The following is a 19,618-nucleotide window of genomic DNA, read 5'->3' as shown; positions in this document are numbered from 1 at the left end:
TCCCCGGAGATCCCCCATGGCGCAGCAGTACCCCGATTGGATCTGGCAGAACGGTGCCATCAAGCCCTGGCAAGACGCCACCACCCACGTGATGGCGCATGCGCTGCACTATGGCTCGTCGGTGTTCGAAGGCATCCGCAGTTATGCCACGCCGGACGGCGCGGCGATTTTCCGCCTGACCGATCACCTCAAGCGCCTCTACCAGTCGGCCAAGATCTACGACATGGTCGTGCCCTACTCGCAGGATGAGCTCGCTGCCGCCTGCCGCGAAGTCGTCCGCAAGAACGGCCTCAACGCGGCCTACCTGCGCCCGGTGGCCTACCGCGGCCTGGGTGGTTTCGGCCTGTCGGCGGAAACGCCGATCGATGTGGCCGTGGCCGCATGGCCGATGGGTCCGTACCTCGGCCCCGAGGCGCTGGAAAACGGCATCGATGCCTGCGTATCGAGCTGGCAGCGCTTTGCGCCCAACACCATTCCGGCCGGCGCCAAGGCCGGCGGCAATTACCTTTCCGGCCAGTTGATCGCGCGTGAAGCACGCCGCCTGGGCTTCGGCGAAGGCATCGCCATGGCTTCCAGCGGCCTGCTCAGCGAAGGCGCGGGCGAAAACCTGTTCCTGGTGTTCGACGGCGTTCTGCACACCACCCCGGCCAGCGCATCCATCCTCACCGGCATCACGCGCGACACGATCAAGACGCTGGCCCGCGAAGACGGCATCGAAGTGGTCGAACGCGATATCCCGCGCGAATACCTCTACCTGTGCGACGAACTGCTGATGTGCGGTACGGCGGCGGAAATCACCCCGATCCGCGCGGTGGACGGCAAGCAGATCGGCAGCGGCAAGGCCGGCCGCGTGACGCGTCGCCTGCAGGAGCTGTTCTTTGGTCTGTTCAATGGCAAGACCAACGACCAGTGGGGTTGGTTGGAGCCGCTTTGATCCGGCCGCCTCTCGATTGAATGTAGGAGCGCACCCTGTGCGCGATCCAACGCCGCGCAAGCGCCGGGTCGCGCACAGGGTGCGCTCCTACAGCGTTGAGGGCTCAGCCGAAGACGATGCTCGCGACGGCACCATTGGTATCGGTGCGTGGACGCATCGACACATCCCAGCCGTAGAGATCACACAAGCGACGCACGATCGCCAGGCCCAGCCCCGCGCCACTGCCACCGGCACCTTCGCCGCGCACGCCACGCTGGAACAGTCGTTCGGCATCTTCCGGTTTGATGCCCGGGCCGGTGTCGATCACTTCGATGCGATCGGCGCTCACCTCTACCGTGACACGCCCTTCGAGCGTGTACTTGATGGCATTGCCGATCAGGTTGGTGAGCGCCACCGCCAGCACTGACGCCGGCGCGTTGATGCTCGCCGAATGCTTGACGCGCAACTCCACTTCCAGCGGCTTGTCGCGCATCTGCGGACGCTGGCTTTCGATCACGTCCGAGGCCACCTTGCACACGTCGGTGGTTTCGCCACGCGTAGGGCCACGGCGTTCCGCACGCGACAGCAGCAGCAAGGCCTCGATCAGTTCGGTCGCCTGACGCGACGAGCGCTCGATGCGCTTGAGGCGCTCGCGCAACTTGTCGGTCAGATCGGGCGAGCCCTGCAGCAGTTCGGTGGTGCTGGAAATGACCGCCAGCGGCGTGCGCAGCTCATGGCTCACGTCGGAGTTGAACTCGCGGTCGCGCTCCACCATCGCGGTGAGGCGTTGCGAGTATTCATCGAGTGCAAAGGCGAGTTCGCCCACTTCGTCATCGGCAAAATGCGGTGCCAGCGGTTCGGCTTTGCCGTTCTTGCGGAAGTCGCGCAATCGACGCGCCAGTTCGCTGACCGGCTTGAGCACCTTGCGCGACAGCCAAAAACCGAGCACCAACGACAACAGACCAAACAGGAACACCGCGGCAATCACGCTGATGACCAGCTGACGCTTGCCCAGCTCTTCACGCGATACGTCGTAGCGGACAAAGCTGATGATGCCGTTCTCGCGATACACCGCCAGCTTGTAGTGGTGCTGCGTGCCGTCGTCTGCCACTTCGTTGATGTCGTGCACACCTGTATCCAGGTTCTGCCACGTCAACGGAGCCTTGTAGAGCGTGCGCTCGCTCTTGGTCATGCCCGTGATCAGACGCGACCCGGGTCCGGGCGCATCGGGATGCGCCTGGGCAAACTGGTTGGCGTATTTCGCATCGTCAATCAGGCTGGAGTTGACCAACTGGTCCTCCACCCGACTGCGAATATTCAACGCCGCAAACGCAAACAACGCGCTGAGGCCGAAACCGAACAGCGCGAAGGAGACGACCAGGCGGAACCTGAGCTTACGCCTGGACTGCATCCGGTTCGACCATTCGATAACCGATACCGTGACGCGTGTGGATCAGCGGCTTGTCGAACGGCTTGTCGATGGCTGCACGCAGACCATGGATATGCACGCGCAACGAATCGCTGTCGGGCAGTTCTTCGCCCCACACGCGCTGTTCCAGGTCCTGGCGGGTCACCACCGAAGGGCTCGCCTCCATCAGGGCCTGCAGCAGCTTCAGCCCGATCGGGTTGAGCTGGATCGACTTGCCTTCACGGGTCACCGTTAGGGTGTCGAGGTTATAGGTGAGATCGCCCACCTTGAGGACGCGGCTCTGCGGACCCTTGCCGCGGCGCGCCAGCACTTCCAGGCGCGCTGCCAGTTCCTGCAGGGCGAACGGCTTGGTCATGTAGTCGTCGGCGCCGGACTCAAAGCCAGTGAGCTTCTGCTCCAGCGCATCGCGCGCGGTGAGCATGAGGATCGGCGTCTGCTTGTGGGCCTCGTGGCGCAGCTTGCGGGCCACGTCCAGGCCATCCATGCCTGGCAGGGTCAGGTCGAGCACGATCACGTCGAAGTCATGCACGACGGCCAGATGCAGCCCCGTGACGCCATCGCCGGCGAAATCGACCACATGGCCGCGGTCTTCCAGATAATCGCCGATGTTGGTGGCGATATCGCTGTTGTCTTCGATCACCAGTACGCGCATGCGTCCTCCATACGCAGCCGGCGTGAGGCCGGCCGAGGCAACAAGCTTAACAAGCTTGTGGTGGGGAAAGGGGCCTCGGCGGCCAGAAAGCTGAACGAGGCCGGGCATCGGGCAAGAAAAAAGCCCAGGCCGCTCGACTCGTGGTCGCTCGCCTGGGCTCAAGCTACTGCCCCGATACCGAAATCTGCTGTCACCAGCCCTTACGGAAGTGCCAACAAATTGCAGTGGGGACTTTATAGGTGCCGTGCAGTTACACGGTGGTTAACCGCTACTCACAACACCGTTAACGGGCTCAGCTGCCGCCACGCGGATTCTGGACCTTCATCATGTCCTGCTTCATCCGCTGTGACTGGTCGTTCTCTTCGTTGATCGCGCGCTGGGTCTTGCACACCGTCTTGGGAATGTTCGAACCCATCGGCTTGACCTGCTCGCACACCTCGCGATCGGCGTCGTTGCGGGTCAGGATCGCGTTGACTTCCGACTGCTTGTTGTAGAGATCGATCTTGGCCGACTGGTCCATCGCGTCGACCGTGCCGAACTTGTCGTACAGCGATTCCATGCTGCTGAGGTCGCGGTCAACCGTCGCCTGGTCGGACGCCTTCACGGAATCAAACCGACCGCCCGGCGCCATCTGCTGACGAACATGGTCGGCTACCGCAGCGAATTCATCCTTGGTAGTGGCCTTGACGTCAGGCTTGGTTTCCTTTGCTTGAACCGTCGCCACCTGCAACACGAGCATCATCGCCGCCGTGACCGGCAGCCAGTACTTCCGCTTCATTGACTCCTCCACCCTGCGGCATCCCCCCTCGGGACGCGCCCTGCAGGAACCCCCATGCTAGGCCGGGATTCGGCGCGGGGTCAAAGGCCAAAAGTGGTAGTCCTGTACAAATGAACTCAACCGGCCCGCTGGGTACGCCGTTTGATGGGGACCGCCGCGGCACCCGACTCGCTTTCCAGCAGCTGGATGATCGCCCCCGCCACGTTGACGCCGGTGGCGGCCTCGATGCCTTCCAGGCCGGGGGAGGCGTTCACTTCGAGGATCAGCGGACCGCGCTTGGAGCGCAGCATGTCCACGCCGGCCACCCCCAGACCCAGGGCTGCGGCGGCGCGTACGGCAATCCGGCGCTCTTCGGCGCTCAGCGTGGCGGCCTTGGCGGTGGCCCCGCGATGGATGTTGGCGCGGAACTCGCCCGGACTGGCCTCCCGCTGCATGGCCGCAACCACTTTCTTGCCCACCACGAAGCAACGCAGATCGGTGCCCTTGGCCTCGGCAATGAACTCCTGCACGAGGAAGTTGGCGTAAAGGCCGCGGAAGGCCTCGATCACGCTCTGCGAGGCGCTGCGCTTCTCGGCCAGCACCACGCCGGTGCCCTGGCTGCCTTCATTGAGCTTGATCACGTGCGGGGGCTCGCCCAGCATGGCCAGCACGTCGGCGGTGTCATCCGGGTTGTCGCCGAACACCGTGGCCGGCATGTCCAGGCCCTTGGCCGCCAGGATCTGCAGCGAGCGCAGCTTGTCGCGTGCGCTCAACACCGAGTCGGAGGTATTGGGCGTGTAGACGCCCATCATTTCCAGCTGGCGCAGCACGGCCGTGCCGTAAAACGTGCTGGTGACGCCGATGCGCGGGATCACCGCATCGATGCCCTTGATCGCCTTGCCCTTGTAGCGGATGGACATATTGCCCGGCGCAATGCGCACGTAGCAGCGCAGCGGATCGAGCACGCGCACCACGTGTCCACGCTCGCGCGCGACATCGACCAGGCGCTGCGTCGAGTACAGACGAGTGTTGCGCGAGAGTATGGCAATCTTCATGAAACACCCGTCGTGCCCGCCCGGATGGGTCGAGGCTGTGTGTAGGAAAGCGCAGGATCCACCGCGAATCGCCCGTGCAAGGCGCTACGCCCGAGCAGCATGGGAAACAGCATATGGCGCCTGTCGGTCAGATTGATGTCGACGGCAAAGCGCTCGCCGCCCAGCACCACGTCGGTGCGGATAAACCAGCGCAGCGTGCGCCGTCCGCCCGTATCGGTGACGGCACGGCGGTCCAGCGCGAGGGTTTCGCAGGTCACGGCGACACGATGGCGCCCGCCCACGGTGACTGAAAAACGCAGCCATGTATCGCCGGCGCGCACGAAGCTTTCCAGCGTGTCCACGTGCAATGAACTGCTACGCGCACCGGTATCGAGCTTGGCCTTGAGCAGAGGAATGCCGAGCATCGGCAATGCCAAGCGCTCCCGCCAGCCGAGGGTAGTCACATCCGCCATGATCAGCGCACGCCGCAAGGGTTACGTGTAGGGAGCTCGGTGGGGTCGAGAGCAACGGGGTCGGGAGAAACAATGGAGCGGGTGAAGGGAATCGAACCCTCGTCAGTAGCTTGGGAAGCTACAGCTCTACCATTGAGCTACACCCGCAACGTTCGGCGATGGTAACCCGCCTCCGCGGGGCTTGGGAACCGCCGATCTTTCCATGACGACGTTCGATCGATGGCCGCGCGCCCCGGGAGCGCAAGCGAAGGGTTCGCGGCGACGATCGCCTGGTATGCCTGGAGTCGGCTTTCCCAACCCGGCGTGAACCGGACATGGCGGCCGGCTGAACCGTTTTTTGACGCAGCCTTGCCAGTCCTTGCGAGGGATGGATGGCTCATCCGCATAATGCAGCCGTCGGCGCCGGCAGTTCCCCAAGCGTTCTTGCGGGCGACGAATCCACCTCGCGATAACCATCGCGTCCAGCTCCGGAGAACCCGATGCGTGTGCTTCCTGCTTTGCTGACCTCGCCGCAACGCTGGCGATGGATGGCAGCGGCCCTGTTGATCTGCGCCAGCGGGCTTAGCCAGGCGCAGACGCAGGCGCCACCCGATGACAATGGCGCCGGCGATCCGCCCTCGCGCGTGGCCCGCCTGTCCTATCGCAGCGGCGACGTGGGCCTGCTCCCCGCTGGCGAAAAGGATTGGGGCGATGCCAGCCTCAACCGCCCGCTGACCACCGGCGACCGCCTCTCCACCGGCGACGGAGGGCGCGCCGAGCTGCAATTGGACGGCGGCACATTGCGCCTCGCGGACGACTCCAACTTCGGCTTCCTCACCCTCAACGACCAGCTCACCCAGGTCGAACTGACCCAGGGCACCGCGAACGTGACGGTGCAGGGGCTCGACGATGGCCAGAGCTACGAAATCGATACGCCCACCGTGGCCCTGGTGATCGATCAGCCGGGCAGCTTTCGCGTGGACATCAGCGAGGACGGCAAGTCCACCCGCGTCACCGACTTCGCCGGCCACGCCACGGTCTATGGCGAGGGCGGCGCGCAGCGCATGGTGGCTGCCGGCCGGTCATACGAGTTCGTCGACTCGTCGCTGGGCGTGGTAACCATCAACGACATCCAGGGTGGCGACGACTTCGACAACTGGGTGGACAGCCGCAACCAGCAATACGCCTCCATGCCCGCCGATCCCAATGTGTCGCCGGACATCGTGGGCGCCCAGGATCTCAATCAATACGGCAACTGGCAGGCCGATCCCGACTACGGCCAGGTCTGGTACCCCGCGAGCGTGGGCGCCGATTGGTCGCCCTACAGCGACGGTCACTGGTCGTACGTCGGCCCGTGGGGCTGGACCTGGGTGGATGCCGCGCCCTGGGGCTTTGCGCCCTATCACTATGGCCGCTGGGCCCATGTGCACAATCGTTGGGGCTGGGTGCCGGGGCCGGTGGGTGTGCGTCCGGTCTATGCGCCGGCGCTGGTGGCCTTCGTCGGCGGCGGTGTGTCGATCGGCGTGGGCGGCCCGGTGGGCTGGTTCCCGCTGGGCCCGGGCGAGGTCTACAACCCGTGGTATCGAGCCAGTCGCGGCTACTACACCAACGTCAACGTCACCAATATCTATGTGCGCAACAACCGCAACCTGGTGATCAACCACATCAACGAGCGCTACAACTACTACCGTGACGGACGCGCGGCGCCCAACGAGCGCTACATCAACCGCGATGTGCCGCATGCATTCCGCGCCATGCCGGGCCAGGATTTCGTCGCCGCACGCAACGCGCGGCAGCATATGGTGGGGATGGATCCGCAGCGCTTCGCCGGCGCCCAGGTCGCCCCGCGCGGCGTCGCCGGCATCGCGCCGGTACGCGGCAGCTTTGCGCCGCCGCGTGCGAACAACGCGCGCCCCCTGCCGGCCGGCGGCTTCCAGCGCGAAGTGGTGGCGCGCACCCCGCCTGCCGCGAACTTTGGCGGTCGCCCGGCCAATGTCGCCGGCAATCCACGCATGACTCCCGAGCGGGACAATGTGCGACTCCTCAATGGCCAGGGACCGGGCATGCGCGCCGGCGCACCCAATCGTCCGCAGGAGGTTGCCGCGGGCCAGCCCAACCCGTCGATGCGCGGCAACCCGGCCGGGCCGATGGCGCGTCCGCAACCGCGCGGCGACAACGAACCGGGCGCCATGCGTCCGGGCGAGCTGCCGTCCTCGCGTTTTGTGCGGCCCAATGGCCAGGCCCAGATTCAGCGCGGCAATGACAACCAGCAGCGACCGGGCGTGAGCTTTATCCCCAACGCGCAGTCCGATCGCATGCGCAGCCAGCAGGTGCCCCCGGGCAGCCTGCCTACGCCGCCGCGCTTCGAACCGGCCCAGCCGCAGCAGGCGCGGCAGGACAATGCCGAGCGGTTCCAGCGCGACAACGCCGCGCAGCAGCGCCAGGACCAGCAGCAACAGCAGATGCAGCAGCGACGGGCCGCGCAACAGCAGCAATTGGAGCAGCGCCAGCAGGTCCAGCAGCAGGATGTCCTGCAGCAGCGCGAGCGCATGCAACCGCAGATGCAGCCCACCGATCCCCAGCAGCAACGGCAGCAGATGCAGCAGCAGGAATTCCAGCAGCGCCAGGCGATGCAGCAGCAGATGCAGCAACGCGACGCCATGCAGCAACGCCAGCAGATGCAGCAGCGGCAGGAGATGCAGCAACGCAACGAGGTGCCCCGCGCCAATCCTCAGCCGCAACCCCAGGCACGGCCGGAACAGCACCAGCCGCAGTCCAACCATGAGGAGCACCGGGCGGCTCCCCGCCGGGACGACCAGCAGCACAATTGAAACGCCCTTGGCTAACCCTCCAGAGGCCCGGCACCGCCGGGCCTCTTCATGCCCGGGGCGGCATTCGGGCCGGCAGCCGCTACAATGGGCAGATGCACATCACGCTCAATGGCAGTCCGCGCGACTGCGCCCCCGCCACCACCGTCGCCCAATTGCTTGAAGACGCCGGCTACGGCCAGCGCCGCGTCGCCGTGGAAGTGAACCAAGAGATCGTCCCGCGCAGCCTGCATGCCAGCCACAGCCTGGCTGACGGCGACCACGTGGAAATCGTCCATGCCATCGGCGGCGGTTGATCGCCCAGGCATGCGCGTTCATGCGACGCCCGGGCGTCGCCGCAGACTGAAGACCTTTCGATGAATATCAAGACGCTCGATGCTTCCGATCCGCTGATCATTGCCGGCAAGAGCTACGGCTCGCGGCTGCTCACCGGCACCGGCAAATACAAGGATTTCGACGAGACGCGCCGGGCCAGCCAGGCCGCGGGCGCCGAGATCGTCACGGTGGCCATCCGCCGCGTGAACCTTGGCCAGGACGCCAGCCAGCCGAACCTGCTGGACGCCCTGCCGCCCGAAGAATTCACCCTGCTGCCCAACACCGCCGGCTGCTACAACGCCGTGGACGCCGTGCGCACCTGCAAGCTCGCGCGCGAACTGCTCGACGGCCACAAGCTGGTGAAGCTGGAAGTGCTCGGCGACCAGCGCACGCTGTTCCCCGACGTGGTGGAAACGCTCAAGGCCGCCGAAACGCTGGTGGCCGACGGCTTCGACGTGATGGTCTACACCAGCGACGACCCCATCCTGGCCAAGCGCCTTGAGGAGATCGGCTGCGTGGCGGTGATGCCGCTGGCTGCGCCGATCGGCTCGGGTCTGGGTATCCAGAATCGCTACAACCTGCTGGAAATCATCGAGAACGCCAAGGTGCCGATCATCGTCGACGCTGGCGTGGGCACTGCCTCGGACGCCGCCATCGCGATGGAGCTGGGCTGCGACGGCGTGCTGATGAACACCGCCATCGCCGGCGCCAAGGATCCGGTGCTGATGGCCCATGCGATGAAGCTGGCGATCCAGGCCGGACGCGCGGCCTTCAAGGCCGGCCGCATCCCGCGCAAGCGCTTCGCCTCGGCCTCCAGCCCGATCGACGGCACCATCGGCTGACCATGAGCGACCTGCACGACCACGACGGCGAGCACGACGGCGCCGAACACCCGCCCTTCATGCGCCGCATCCGCAGCTTCGTGCTGCGCGAAGGCCGCATGACGCCGGCGCAGCAGCGCGCATTCGACGACCACTGGGCCCGCTTCGGCATCGATTACAGCGGCAAGCCGCAGGACTATGCAGCGCGCTTCGGCCGTACCGCGCCGCTGGTGCTGGAGATCGGTTTCGGCAACGGCGAGGCGCTGGCCTGGGCCAGCGAGCACGATCTGGCCCGCGACTTCCTCGGCGTGGAAGTGCACGGCCCCGGCGTCGGCCGCCTGATGAATGCACTGGCCGCACGCGACGCCGGCAACGTGCGCCTGTACAAGCACGATGCGGTGGAAGTGCTGGAAAACGAAATACCGCCCGGCACCCTCACCGAAGCGCGCATCTGGTTCCCGGACCCGTGGCACAAGAAACGCCACAACAAGCGCCGCATCATCCAGCCCGATTTCGTCGCCCTGCTCGCCTCCCGCATGGCCCCCAACGGCCTGCTGCACCTGGCCACCGACTGGCAACCCTACGCCGAGCACATGCTCGAGGTGATGGAAGCCGCCCCCGACTGGCGCAACGACCTCAGCCCCGGCCAATACGCCGAGAAGCCGGCATGGCGCATCGAGACGCACTTTGAGCGCCGGGGGTTGAAGCTTGGTCATGGAGTGTGGGATTTGCTGTATCGCAAGCGCTGAATCGAAGCGCGCCCTGCTCCCTCTCCCCTGCGGGGAGAGGGCTGGGGTGAGGGGCCACGCCGCCTCACCGCGACTTATCGCGAGCTTTGTCAGCACGCATACGAAACGCTCGCCCTAGCCACACCGCCGCGAGCACCCACCCCTCACCCTAACCTTCTCCCCGGCGGGGAGAGGGAATCTGCTGCGCACATCATCGCTTCGAGTCGCACGACAACCGGTACTTCAAGCGCGCATTGCATACGCGGTTCACCAGCCCGCCGCACCACGCGCTTATACTCACGTCTCAAACAGGGACGAGTCGTCGTAGCGTGAAGCTCCCACTGCCCACATCCAGCCGTCATCAGGACGCCCAATTCGGGGGCGCACCCTAGTGGGACTCGCCCTCACCCCTGAAATGATCCTGGTGCTGGGGCTGGTGGGCTTCACCATGCTGATGTTGGTGCTGGAGTGGATCCGCGCCGACATGGTGGCCCTGCTGGTGGTGGTGGTGATCGGCCTCACCGGGCTCATTCCTTCCGACCGCGTATTCAACGGCTTCGCCGGTAACGCCGTGATCGCGATCATCGCGATCATGATCATGGGCGCGGGCCTGGACCGCGCCGGCGTGCTCACCCTCACCGCCAGCTTCGTGATGCGCATGGCGCGTGGCGTGGAATCGCGCCTGGGCGTGGTGATCAACCTGGTCACCAGCCTGTTCAGCGCCGTGATTCCCAGCCAGGCGCTGGCGGCCTTGATGATCCCCGTCACCAGCCGCCTCGCCGCGCGCACCGGCGTGCCGATCTCGCGACTGCTGCTGCCGATGGCGTTCTGCATACTCACCGCCACCAACACCACGCTGATCGCCAACTCGCCGCTGATCGTGCTGAACGACCTGGTCGCCAGCTCCAACGCCAACCTGCCGGCCGGCGCGCATACGATTCCCAAGTTCGGCCTTTTCAGCGTTACGCCGGTCGGCCTGGTGCTGGCCCTCACCGGTGTCGCGTTCTTCTATTTCTTCGGCAAGAAGCTGCTGCCCGAACGCGAAGACGAACGCCTCAAGGTGACCCCGGGCCGTACCGAGAGCTACTTTGCCGACACCTACGGCATCGTCGGTGAAACCGCGGAGCTCACCGTCACCGCCGAAAGCCCGCTGGTGGGCATGAGCATCGGCGAAGTCGAGCAGCTGTACGGCGCGCCGCTGATCCTGGCGATCAAGAGCGGCAACGATGCGCGCATGGCGCCGCCGGCAGATCACGTGATCTGGGTGGGCTCGGTACTCGGCGTACTCGGCCCGCGCGACCAGCTCAACCAGTTCGCCAACAACCAGCTGTGCAAACTCTCGCCGCGCATGCGCCAACTGGGCGAGCTGTTCAACCCGTCGCGCGCCGGCATTTCCGAAGCCGTGATTCCGCCGAGCTCGCGCTTCCTCAAGCAGACCGTCGGCGATCTGCGACTGCGCAAGCGCTACGGCATCTCGGTGCTGGCGGTGAATCGCGGCGACCAGGTGTATCGCGACGACGTACGCTCGGTGAGCCTGCGCGCAGGCGACACGCTGGTGCTGCATTCGAGCTGGCGCGATCTGGTGCTGGCGAGCGAAGACCGCGACCTGGTGATCGTCACCGACATTCCAAAAGAAGAACAACGCCCCGGCAAGATCTGGCAAGCGGTCGGCTTCTTCCTGCTCGCCAAATGCCTTGCGCTGTTCACGCACCTCGACCTTTCCGTCGCCATGATGACCGGCGCCATCGGCATGCTGCTCACCGGCGTGCTCAACATGGACGAGGCGTACAAGGCCATCAACTGGAAGACCATCTTCGTCACCGCCTGCCTGATTCCGCTGGGCTGGTCGATGGACGCCACCGGCGCCGCCGCATGGCTCGCACAGGAAGTACTGCAACACCTGGGCCACACCAACCACTGGATCCTGCAGCTGTCGCTGGCCATCCTCACCCTGCTGTTCTCGCAGGTGATGTCCAACGTCGGCGCCACCGTGATGATGGTCCCCATCGCCATCAGCGTCGCGGTCGCCACCGGCAACAATCCATCCGCCTACGCGCTCATTGTCGCCGTCTCCTCCTCCAACACCTTCCTGCTGAGCTCAGGCCACCCCGCCCTGATGATGATCGCCGGCCCCGGCGGCTACCGCGGCAAGGACTTCCTGCGCGTCGGCCTGCCGCTCACGGCGATCGTGTTGGTGTTGACCTTGGTGACGATTAATTTGATGTATCACTGAGCCCAATCAGTCGTCGCTGGTTTGATGCGACGTTGGCAGATACCGCAGCCAAGTTAATTCCACTCTCCGGGGCAGTCCTGCTTCCAGTCGCGCATCGCCGTTTCCAACGAGTAGAGGTATGGGTAGCTGTTGTCGACGAGGAACTTGGGAAGGATGTTGTTTGAGCGCACCAGCTTGCGGATGCGCACGGGACTGAAGGGGTGACTGACCCGAAGGGGTCGGGCAACCAGATCGATGCCATAGGCGGCACAAAGAAGCAGGGAATAAGGCACGTTGGCAACAAGCCGCTTAATGCCTGCCACTTTGCCTACTGCTTCGACATACTCGGAAATCGACGGCCCGGGGTTCATCGACCCGTTGAACAGCAGCACGCCGTTACCCGGCCTTGACTGCAACTGGTGAACCCACCAGATCGCATTGCAAAGCTCTTTCACGTAAATGCCGGCTTTGCGAGTCTTGCGGTTCGCCATGTAAAAGAAATAACCGCGGCGCACCGCTTTTACCAATCGAGTGACATTGCCACCTTCACCAGGCCCGAACACCACGCCAGGCCGAGCGATCACCAGTTTGCGCCGCGCACTGTCCGAGGCCTGCCATGCCAGGTGGATCTTTTCCGCAGCCAGCTTGGACGAGCCGTAGGCCGTCACTGGCACCGGCAGCGTCGTTTCGTCCTTGACGTCCTCGCTGATGCCATAAGGCGAAATGGACGAAGTAAAGGCGATATTGGGGCAGTCGACCTCGCTTGCCCACGCCGTCACGTTTTCGGCGCCGTACAAGTTGGTTTCGAAGTACTCCCGGTCCTCGTGCCCCGGCTCGCGATGGACGGCGGCGAAATTGGCTACGAATCCAACCGGCTCAACGGGCTTCCATGCAATGTTCTGGCGAACATCACCGCAGACGAATTCGAGTTTCTGAGCGTGCTTGGACAAGAGCTCGCTGCGGTAGGGGAAAGGCTTGTCCTCGTACGACACCAGATCGTATAGGTACACCTTGTCAAACAGCTGGCTCTTCAAAAGATAGTCGGCAAAGTAGCAGCCAATGAATCCGGAGCCGCCGAAGATTACTGCACAAGTCATATCAATCCCTCAAAGCCAGCCCAGCAGGGCCGCAACGGCAAGCACCGCACGATCAGAGGAGCGACGGCGCCCTCGCATGAAAAGAACACGGGCCAAATGTACGCGGCGCTTGAGATCGCGCTGGCGTTTCCAGATCGACAGAAAATCCGAAGGAATCAATGCGCCCGTGGTATCCAACACGGAAATTGCTGCGATCACTTGCCGTACCTGATTCGCATACCAACCGTCACTGATCAGACCAATGCGCTTTCTCACACCGGCGAATGCGCCTCGCGCGCCCGTATCATTGCCATCGTGCTGGCGATAGCGCATCGAAGGCTCAGGATCGAACGCCCAGCGCTTCCCCAGCGCACGCGATACCGCGTAAACCAACCAGTCGTGGTAATGGATCGCACCGAGAAGCTCTTGGTGTTCGCGCACGTACCTCTGGACCTGCCTGGCAAATTCACCGCGCAAGACAAAGGTGCAGCCCTGGCCTGCCCCTTCGAACAAGAAGTCCAGGTCAGTCTGGTTCGAGTTCTGACTTAGCACCTGTTCGCGACCATCGGGCCAGAATGCGGTGACGGCTGAGGAATACCCATCGGCGCATTGGCTATCGAGCATGGCAGCGGCACGCGAGATTTTATCCCCGGCCCAGACATCGTCTTGATCGCAGAAGGCAACGAAATCAGCATCAGCCAGTTCGGCGTCTCGCATCAGCCGAAGGAAGCTCTGGCCCGCTCCTCCCGAAGGTTCCCGGTATTGAACGACCCGCAAGCGATCCTTTCCATCGAGGTGCCGAAGCACTTCAAGCGTGTGGTCCGCCGAATTGTCGTCGCCAACAATCAGCGTCAACTGGGCACACTGCTGGGACAGCACGGAATTGACCTGCTCGGCCACATGAGCGCCACCGTTGTAAGTGGCCATCAGCACGACGCTGGCGGGATGCGTATCTTCAATCATCGCTGTCTATCCAGGCTCGACTGCTCAATGCCCACGCGCCGAGGAACGAACGATCTTCCAGGTATGCGCGGCAGCCTTGTCCCATGAGAACGCTGCGGCACGTTCAAGACCTTTGACAGTCAAATCGGCGCGCAGCCCGGAATCGGAAACGAGTCTGTCCATGGCGGCGACGACTTCGCCAAGGTCACGAGGTGGCACAACCAAAGCTGCATCGCCTGCAATTTCCGGCATGGACGAAACGTTGGAGGTCAATACGGGCGTACCGACGGCCATGGACTCCACGATCGGCAGGCCAAAACCTTCGTACAGTGAAATGAATGCCGTGAACGACGCGCCGCGATACAACCCGGGCAGATGCTCGTCGGGAACAAAGCCCATGAACACCACGTCTTTGGCAATCCCCAGGGTGGCGATCGTAGCGTTCAACTCCGGCGTCCCTGTCCCCGTAAGTACGACCTTCAATCCGAGCGTACGCAATGAAGACTGTGAAAAGGCACGTAGAAGCATCTCTACGTTCTTATAACTGCGCATGTTGCCCGGATAGAGGATGTACGGATAACCCGGACGATACGGCTCAACTTGGGCATTGAATCGCGACGAAACACCGTTGTGCACGACGTGCACCTGGTCCGGATCCATGCCCGACCAATCGATGAATTCGCGGCGCGTGTATTCCGAAACGCAGATGATCGCCGAGCAGCGCCGATACATCGGCCTGAACACGCTGTTGTAATAACGCACGTGCAGCGATGAGTAGAAATGCAGGTGGGTAAGGTCGTGAACCGTCACCACACTTGGAGCGCTCGACCAGGCGGGGGGAACAAAACCGGGATTCCAGAACACCTGGTGCTTGGTTCGGTGCAGCGCAAGCCTTGCCGCCAACTCGAAGGGAGATGCAGGGTGGCCGATGCCGCTGGTGAGCGGCAATGCGCGGGCAGCCATATCGACCGGCATGCGCGCCAGATACTCGGACGCACACACACCGATGCCAGTCCCCTTGGGCCACCGAATGTCGGCTGCAACAATAAGACTATTCACCTGACTCTCTCTAGCATGTCTTTCGCCTTAGCTATGTCCGCATCGGAGATCCAGACATAGACCAAACCGTCAGTAAGTGGCACACGACCATCGACCATCTTCAGATCCCTTCCGTCGATGCCCTCACATTTCGCAACGGGAAAGGGAACGCTGAGCCAAGGCCGGCTGCCGCTGGATTCCTTCTGGTGTATCACCAGCACTGCGCCATTCGGCGTCTTGAATAGGGCGCCGACGCCGTCTTCCGATAGATTGCCCAAAGACGATATGGCAGACGAACCCGAAAGCGCCTTGGCCGCCTGTGCGTAGGCTGCCAAACTGCGTAGCGGTGTCCGTTCCTTGCCGGTCATCCCAAAATTCTTTTCTTTCTCTTCGTAGTACGGATAGACGAACGGGTAGTAGCGCTCAATGCCCATGGCATAGGCGACCACCGCTTTACCGGCCATCTGCAGGGCGGACGCCTGGTCTTGATCGAGCGGAGGACGCCCCGGTCCTCGTTTCCAAGGCCATCCGGCCTCCGTAATCCAAAGTGGCATGTCCGGCACTCCCGAGCGCAGAAGCCAATCTCTATATGTCCCAATATCTCTACGCAGCGTCTTCGGCTCGACGTAGGTGTGGAAGCTTATGGCGTCCACCGACTGAGTAAGACCGGCGGCCGCAATGCCATCAGCAAACTTCGAAGAGTCCAACTTGTCTCCCGACAAGGCGAACGCGAAGGCTCCGCCAACAACGCGAGCGGCTGGCACGACATCCTTGATCTCTTTCGAGGCGAGCGACGCGTAGCTCGCGTACTGCCTCTGATACTGACTCTGCTCGGCCGGCGATAGCTTGTCGTAGACGCGATTGTGATCGGGTTCGTTTGCAATCTCGACTCCGTTCCAAACCTTCCCCCAACGCCCAGCCATCTCGGAAATCATCGACACAGACGCTTTGGAGGACGGGAAGTAGTCCGCCGAATCCCCTGGAAGTCCCTGCAAGACGTCGAGAACCTTGATTCCATGCTGGCTGTAGAGCTGGCGCAGGTCATCAAACTGATGATGTCCCGCGCCATTCCAAGACTGCTGGTCGGGCTGCAATTCATTCCAACTGATGCGGTCGCGCACCGACATGATGCCTAAGCGCGACAACTGCCCGACAAATTGCGCCCTCTTGTCGGCAGACAACTCCAAGTATGAGAAGGCGGTGTCAATGCCAAAGAAGGCAGAAACACGCTCGTTCAATTGATGCAACGCAATGACGCCAAAAGCCGCATTGAGCGCCGTAAAACGGATTTCGTGATATCCACGAGGGAGCTTTACCAACAGCTCGACCGTGTTGTCGGCTCTACATTTGGCGCTACCTGAGCTCTCTTCTGCGCCGACATAGTCTTGGACTACATAGGCGATGCTCGCCTGACAGGCAGCGGCATCTGCCTGAAATCCCAGGGTGACTGAAGATCCGGCAGGCACGATGAACTGTGCGACGTCGACAGGCACCAGAGATGGCGCCTCGCCTCCAGAAACGGTGCACGCACATGACGCTATCGCCAGCAGCAGCACGAGCAAGCCTTGAGTTGTCCGTCGCTTTGCGTTCATGCCTGCGGCGCGCCTACGAGCTTGTGCCGCGATGTACCCATCGATCGACGAACAAACCTGCTTTTGCCCAAGCGTATGCAGAAAGCGACCGTTAGGCCTGTTGCCAGCGCCGTGGTTCCACCCTCGATGCAACTGACCGTCCAGCCCTCCATCAAAATGGATACGCCGAGAAACCAAAAGAGCGTGCTCATGCGATCTCCAGTGAACTTCAGGCGACTCACCGCACGGGTGAACACCCAAATGACCACCAGCGCGAAAACCCCGAACACGGCGTAGAGATACAAGTAGAGATTGTCGGCGGGCGAATAGAGGTCAGGCTCGAAGATCTTCTGCGCCGAACCAATTCCCCCGAGCCCGCGCCCAAGGAGGGCGCTGCCGTGCTTGAAAATCAAAGTGAACGTATCCGGCCACATCTGCGCCAGCCGCATCCCGAACGAAACGAGAAGAGTGCCGGAGTCCTGGTTGGCGAAACCCGCGCCGACCTTCGAAACCAAGGTACTTGCCGGGAGCAGGACACCTATCAGTGCCATGGTCCAAGGCACCATCGGCCCGATCACGCGCTTGAATATGCTCGGAGCGGCGCGAGGGGCCATCAACGGCAGCAGGATGGCCAAGAAGAAATACAGTCCAAGTGTCGTCTTCGTCGTCGTTACAGCGATGAGTATTCCTGTCGAGATCCAAACGATGAATGCGATGACTTTGCTGCGCACCAAGATCGAACAAACCAGACCAAGGAAAAGCAACTGCATGGCCGCCTCGAAAGAAGCTCGCGCGAAGCCTGCGATGCGCTCGACGCCGAAGTAGCTCCAGTCGCGAGACACTTCGACCTCGGCATCACCCAACTGGTAGGTAAAGCCGGTCCAGGGCATCGAATGGAAAAAGTTGATGCCTACGCCCACCGCCACACACAACCAGAGCACAAGTGCATAGGGAAGGCAGCGCTCACCGAGGCGCGAAAATGCGGGTTCGGCGATGACGCCAAACAGCACGGGTATCAACGCGAAAAGTCCCATCACGGGCTGGCCGATGCCGTGCGTGAAATAGACCCCCACGGCCGCGAACACTGCAAACCCGGCAAGCGTCCCCATCACGGTCTTGTCTAGCCGAAACGTCCACAGGGTCCGGATAAGAAGAAAGAAGAAGGCTAGGGCCATAAGGCCTTTGGGGGCATAGGCCAGGACTACGCCGCCCATCATCGACAGGTAGTAGCGCAGGGGCCCCTGGAGCACTTCAAATATCAGGAATATGAAAATCGTTGAGAGGATGAAAGCATCACCCTGCCGCAAGGCCGCTTGATGGCTAACATCAACGTCACGTCCTGGCTGCGACGTTCGCTCTCTTGGATACACAGATGAACTTGGCAAGGTCATCTTTTATCGCCCCCAAGCGTACGCGAGCTGTCGATCCGAACCTTCGCAAGAGTCATGCGTTGATCGCCCCGGAAATCTCTGCATATAGCTCCAAGTATTTAGTTGCCCACGCCTCAGGATCAACAAATGCTCGCCCACTTTCACGAGCTTTTACGCCCATGCTCAGTCGCAATGCGGAGTCGTGTGCAACTGTTTCGATTGCTCGGACAAGCTCGCCCACGCTCTCAGAATCAAAGAGGAGGCCGTTTTCGCCATCCACGATCATCTCGGCAATACCGCCGCGCCGCGCGCCGAGGACTGGCTTGCCAAAGGCCATGCTTTCCGCAACAACCATCCCCAGGGGTTCCTCCCAAAGAGATGGAACAACCGTGATATCCACGTTGGGATAGAACGCGCTCTGAGGCACCCTGCCGAGAAAGCGGACCCGCTTGGATACCTTCTGGCTTCGCAAGAACTGCTCGTGATCGGGTTGACCGCTACCAGCGATCCAAAGCTCAGCGTTGCCGGCGTCGGCCTTGTCGAACGCCTGCAGAAGGAGTTCGATTCCCTTGCTTGGATCCAGACGGCCGATGTAGCCGATTCGGAGCGGCTCGTCTGACGCCCGCTCTGTTGCGGCCGAACCAAGGCCCAAGGTTCGTGGATCACGGGCATTGTGGATGACACGCCGTATCGGAACATCGCAGAAGTAACCCTGTTCGAGGTGTCGATCAAGAGTGAAGGAACTGACTCCAACCACAGCGTCGGCGTGCCGGCTCAAGCGTCGATGAGGCAACCGGAATAGATGACATGACTGACACTGTGATCCGCAGTTCTTTCCGCTGTGGTACATCGTTGATCGAACACAGATGTACTCATACCCGTGCAAGACTTGCACGATAGGCAGTCGTGCGCGCCTGAGCGTCTGCATGGCGAGCACCGACCAGCCGTTCAAGCAATGGACCGAGGCGACATCGGGCCGTTCCGCGGCGATGACTTCCTTCAGGAACCCCTGCATGAAGGGGTTGGCGGAATCGAGTGCATGCCACAAGGCCTTTTGCAGCGCCGGGCGCTGCTTATTGTGCTGGGGAAGATAGACATTTCGGAGCTTCGCGCTGTACACGGTTACACCGTCGACGACCTCTCTCCTCAACCCTTCCCGGTCTGACGCCGCCAAAAGCACGCACTCATGCCCGAGGCGCGTCATGGCGCGCATCAAGGTCCACAGAGTTACTTCAGCTCCGCCTCCCGCATGAGGGTCAGCGAGCGCGTGCACAAATAGAATCTTCATGTTCTGGAGTTGCCGTCTGAAAATGATCTCTTCTTTGAGAAGGACGTCGGCGCCACTAACTCACTCAGAAATCTGGCTTGATCACTGAGTTCGGCATGCTGTCGACGGAGACCTAATGGAAGCGCCTGCCCACGCGGCGTCGAATCCGGCGGGCCGCTCCAGACATTTGAGTTCCGAGCCAACAGGACATGG

General features: G+C 62.6%; 17 protein-coding genes and 1 tRNA gene. 6 read left to right on the top strand and 12 right to left on the bottom strand.

What is annotated here, in order from left to right:
• Positions 1-16: 16 nt before the first annotated feature.
• Positions 17-934 (top strand): branched-chain amino acid transaminase, encoded by a 918-nt coding sequence (locus tag Y882_RS12190; protein ID WP_046972194.1) that lies wholly within the window; start codon positions 17-19, stop codon positions 932-934.
• A 103-nt stretch (positions 935-1,037) separates the two neighbouring features.
• Here Y882_RS12190 and Y882_RS12185 read toward each other — a convergent pair whose 3' ends face one another.
• From Y882_RS12185 to Y882_RS12160, 6 genes are all read right to left on the bottom strand, one after another.
• Positions 1,038-2,324 (bottom strand): sensor histidine kinase, encoded by a 1,287-nt coding sequence (locus Y882_RS12185; protein ID WP_046972193.1) that lies wholly within the window; start codon positions 2,322-2,324, stop codon positions 1,038-1,040.
• The gene (locus Y882_RS12180) at positions 2,308-2,994 is read right to left on the bottom strand and encodes a response regulator transcription factor (protein ID WP_046972192.1); all 687 of its coding nucleotides are present in this window, start codon (positions 2,992-2,994) and stop codon (positions 2,308-2,310) included. Before Y882_RS12180 ends, Y882_RS12185 begins: the two co-directional genes overlap by 17 nt.
• Positions 2,995-3,286: 292 nt before the next feature.
• Positions 3,287-3,772 (bottom strand): hypothetical protein, encoded by a 486-nt coding sequence (locus Y882_RS12175; RefSeq protein WP_046972191.1) that lies wholly within the window; start codon positions 3,770-3,772, stop codon positions 3,287-3,289.
• Positions 3,773-3,888: 116 nt separating this feature from the next.
• Positions 3,889-4,806 carry a 30S ribosomal protein S6--L-glutamate ligase gene (gene rimK, locus Y882_RS12170; RefSeq protein ID WP_046972190.1) on the bottom strand — a complete coding sequence of 306 codons (918 nt, stop codon included), beginning with the start codon at positions 4,804-4,806 and terminating at the stop codon, positions 3,889-3,891.
• Positions 4,803-5,258, bottom strand: coding sequence for an ATP-dependent zinc protease family protein (locus tag Y882_RS12165; protein WP_046972282.1), 456 nt, complete (start codon positions 5,256-5,258; stop codon positions 4,803-4,805). The genes rimK and Y882_RS12165 overlap by 4 nt, the downstream gene beginning before the upstream one ends.
• Before the next feature lie 73 nt (positions 5,259-5,331).
• Positions 5,332-5,405, bottom strand: a tRNA-Gly gene (locus tag Y882_RS12160).
• Between the two features lie 332 nt (positions 5,406-5,737).
• On the opposite strand from Y882_RS12160, the gene Y882_RS12155 reads away from it, so the two are divergent.
• From Y882_RS12155 to Y882_RS12135, 5 genes are all read left to right on the top strand, one after another.
• The gene (locus Y882_RS12155) at positions 5,738-8,068 is read left to right on the top strand and encodes a FecR family protein (RefSeq protein WP_046972189.1); all 2,331 of its coding nucleotides are present in this window, start codon (positions 5,738-5,740) and stop codon (positions 8,066-8,068) included.
• 92 nt (positions 8,069-8,160) lie between these two features.
• On the top strand, positions 8,161-8,361 hold the full coding sequence (thiS, locus tag Y882_RS12150) for a sulfur carrier protein ThiS (protein WP_046972188.1): 201 nt from the start codon (positions 8,161-8,163) through the stop codon (positions 8,359-8,361).
• A 60-nt stretch (positions 8,362-8,421) separates the two neighbouring features.
• Positions 8,422-9,222: a thiazole synthase gene (locus tag Y882_RS12145; RefSeq protein WP_046972187.1), complete on the top strand. Its 801-nt coding sequence runs from the start codon at positions 8,422-8,424 to the stop codon at positions 9,220-9,222.
• Between the two features lie 2 nt (positions 9,223-9,224).
• Positions 9,225-9,950: a tRNA (guanosine(46)-N7)-methyltransferase TrmB gene (gene trmB / locus Y882_RS12140; RefSeq protein ID WP_046972186.1), complete on the top strand. Its 726-nt coding sequence runs from the start codon at positions 9,225-9,227 to the stop codon at positions 9,948-9,950.
• Between the two features lie 394 nt (positions 9,951-10,344).
• Positions 10,345-12,162 carry an SLC13 family permease gene (locus Y882_RS12135; RefSeq protein WP_046972185.1) on the top strand — a complete coding sequence of 606 codons (1,818 nt, stop codon included), beginning with the start codon at positions 10,345-10,347 and terminating at the stop codon, positions 12,160-12,162.
• Positions 12,163-12,215: 53 nt separating this feature from the next.
• Here the strand turns inward: Y882_RS12135 and Y882_RS12130 are convergent, their stop codons facing one another.
• From Y882_RS12130 to Y882_RS12105, 6 genes are read right to left on the bottom strand one after another with little or no spacing between them, the layout of a single operon-like run.
• A complete protein-coding gene (locus Y882_RS12130; protein ID WP_046972184.1) occupies positions 12,216-13,238 on the bottom strand; it encodes an NAD-dependent epimerase/dehydratase family protein in 1,023 nt (340 codons plus the stop codon).
• A 9-nt stretch (positions 13,239-13,247) separates the two neighbouring features.
• The gene (locus tag Y882_RS12125) at positions 13,248-14,180 is read right to left on the bottom strand and encodes a glycosyltransferase (protein WP_046972183.1); all 933 of its coding nucleotides are present in this window, start codon (positions 14,178-14,180) and stop codon (positions 13,248-13,250) included.
• A gap of 24 nt (positions 14,181-14,204) precedes the next feature.
• On the bottom strand, positions 14,205-15,218 hold the full coding sequence (locus Y882_RS12120; RefSeq protein ID WP_046972182.1) for a glycosyltransferase family 4 protein: 1,014 nt from the start codon (positions 15,216-15,218) through the stop codon (positions 14,205-14,207).
• The gene (locus Y882_RS12115) at positions 15,215-16,789 is read right to left on the bottom strand and encodes a hypothetical protein (RefSeq protein ID WP_162207419.1); all 1,575 of its coding nucleotides are present in this window, start codon (positions 16,787-16,789) and stop codon (positions 15,215-15,217) included. The genes Y882_RS12120 and Y882_RS12115 overlap by 4 nt, the downstream gene beginning before the upstream one ends.
• Complete coding sequence (locus Y882_RS12110; RefSeq protein WP_162207418.1) at positions 16,786-18,159, bottom strand: hypothetical protein; 1,374 nt, start codon at positions 18,157-18,159, stop codon at positions 16,786-16,788. The genes Y882_RS12115 and Y882_RS12110 overlap by 4 nt, the downstream gene beginning before the upstream one ends.
• Positions 18,160-18,211: 52 nt before the next feature.
• Entirely contained in the window at positions 18,212-19,426 is a 1,215-nt protein-coding gene (locus Y882_RS12105; RefSeq protein ID WP_046972179.1) for a glycosyltransferase family 4 protein, read from the bottom strand.
• Between the last annotated feature and the right edge of the window lie 192 nt (positions 19,427-19,618).

It is taken from the genome of Dyella japonica DSM 16301 (assembly GCF_001010355.1).
GTDB classification, from domain to species: Bacteria; Pseudomonadota; Gammaproteobacteria; order Xanthomonadales; family Rhodanobacteraceae; genus Dyella; species Dyella japonica.
This window is presented reverse-complemented; position numbering and strand designations above follow the sequence as displayed.

Excerpts from the sequence above, each read along its gene's own strand:
- Y882_RS12190 (WP_046972194.1), top strand. The coding sequence starts at position 17 with ATGGCGCAGCAGTACCCCGATTGGATCTGGCAGAACGGTGCCATCAAG.
- Y882_RS12185 (WP_046972193.1), bottom strand. The coding sequence starts at position 2,324 with ATGCAGTCCAGGCGTAAGCTCAGGTTCCGCCTGGTCGTCTCCTTCGCG.
- Y882_RS12180 (WP_046972192.1), bottom strand. The coding sequence starts at position 2,994 with ATGCGCGTACTGGTGATCGAAGACAACAGCGATATCGCCACCAACATC.
- Y882_RS12175 (WP_046972191.1), bottom strand. The coding sequence starts at position 3,772 with ATGAAGCGGAAGTACTGGCTGCCGGTCACGGCGGCGATGATGCTCGTG.
- rimK (WP_046972190.1), bottom strand. The coding sequence starts at position 4,806 with ATGAAGATTGCCATACTCTCGCGCAACACTCGTCTGTACTCGACGCAG.
- Y882_RS12165 (WP_046972282.1), bottom strand. The coding sequence starts at position 5,258 with ATGGCGGATGTGACTACCCTCGGCTGGCGGGAGCGCTTGGCATTGCCG.
- Y882_RS12155 (WP_046972189.1), top strand. The coding sequence starts at position 5,738 with ATGCGTGTGCTTCCTGCTTTGCTGACCTCGCCGCAACGCTGGCGATGG.
- thiS (WP_046972188.1), top strand. The coding sequence starts at position 8,161 with ATGCACATCACGCTCAATGGCAGTCCGCGCGACTGCGCCCCCGCCACC.
- Y882_RS12145 (WP_046972187.1), top strand. The coding sequence starts at position 8,422 with ATGAATATCAAGACGCTCGATGCTTCCGATCCGCTGATCATTGCCGGC.
- trmB (WP_046972186.1), top strand. The coding sequence starts at position 9,225 with ATGAGCGACCTGCACGACCACGACGGCGAGCACGACGGCGCCGAACAC.
- Y882_RS12135 (WP_046972185.1), top strand. The coding sequence starts at position 10,345 with ATGATCCTGGTGCTGGGGCTGGTGGGCTTCACCATGCTGATGTTGGTG.
- Y882_RS12130 (WP_046972184.1), bottom strand. The coding sequence starts at position 13,238 with ATGACTTGTGCAGTAATCTTCGGCGGCTCCGGATTCATTGGCTGCTAC.
- Y882_RS12125 (WP_046972183.1), bottom strand. The coding sequence starts at position 14,180 with ATGATTGAAGATACGCATCCCGCCAGCGTCGTGCTGATGGCCACTTAC.
- Y882_RS12115 (WP_162207419.1), bottom strand. The coding sequence starts at position 16,789 with ATGAACGCAAAGCGACGGACAACTCAAGGCTTGCTCGTGCTGCTGCTG.
- Y882_RS12110 (WP_162207418.1), bottom strand. The coding sequence starts at position 18,159 with ATGACCTTGCCAAGTTCATCTGTGTATCCAAGAGAGCGAACGTCGCAG.
- Y882_RS12105 (WP_046972179.1), bottom strand. The coding sequence starts at position 19,426 with ATGAAGATTCTATTTGTGCACGCGCTCGCTGACCCTCATGCGGGAGGC.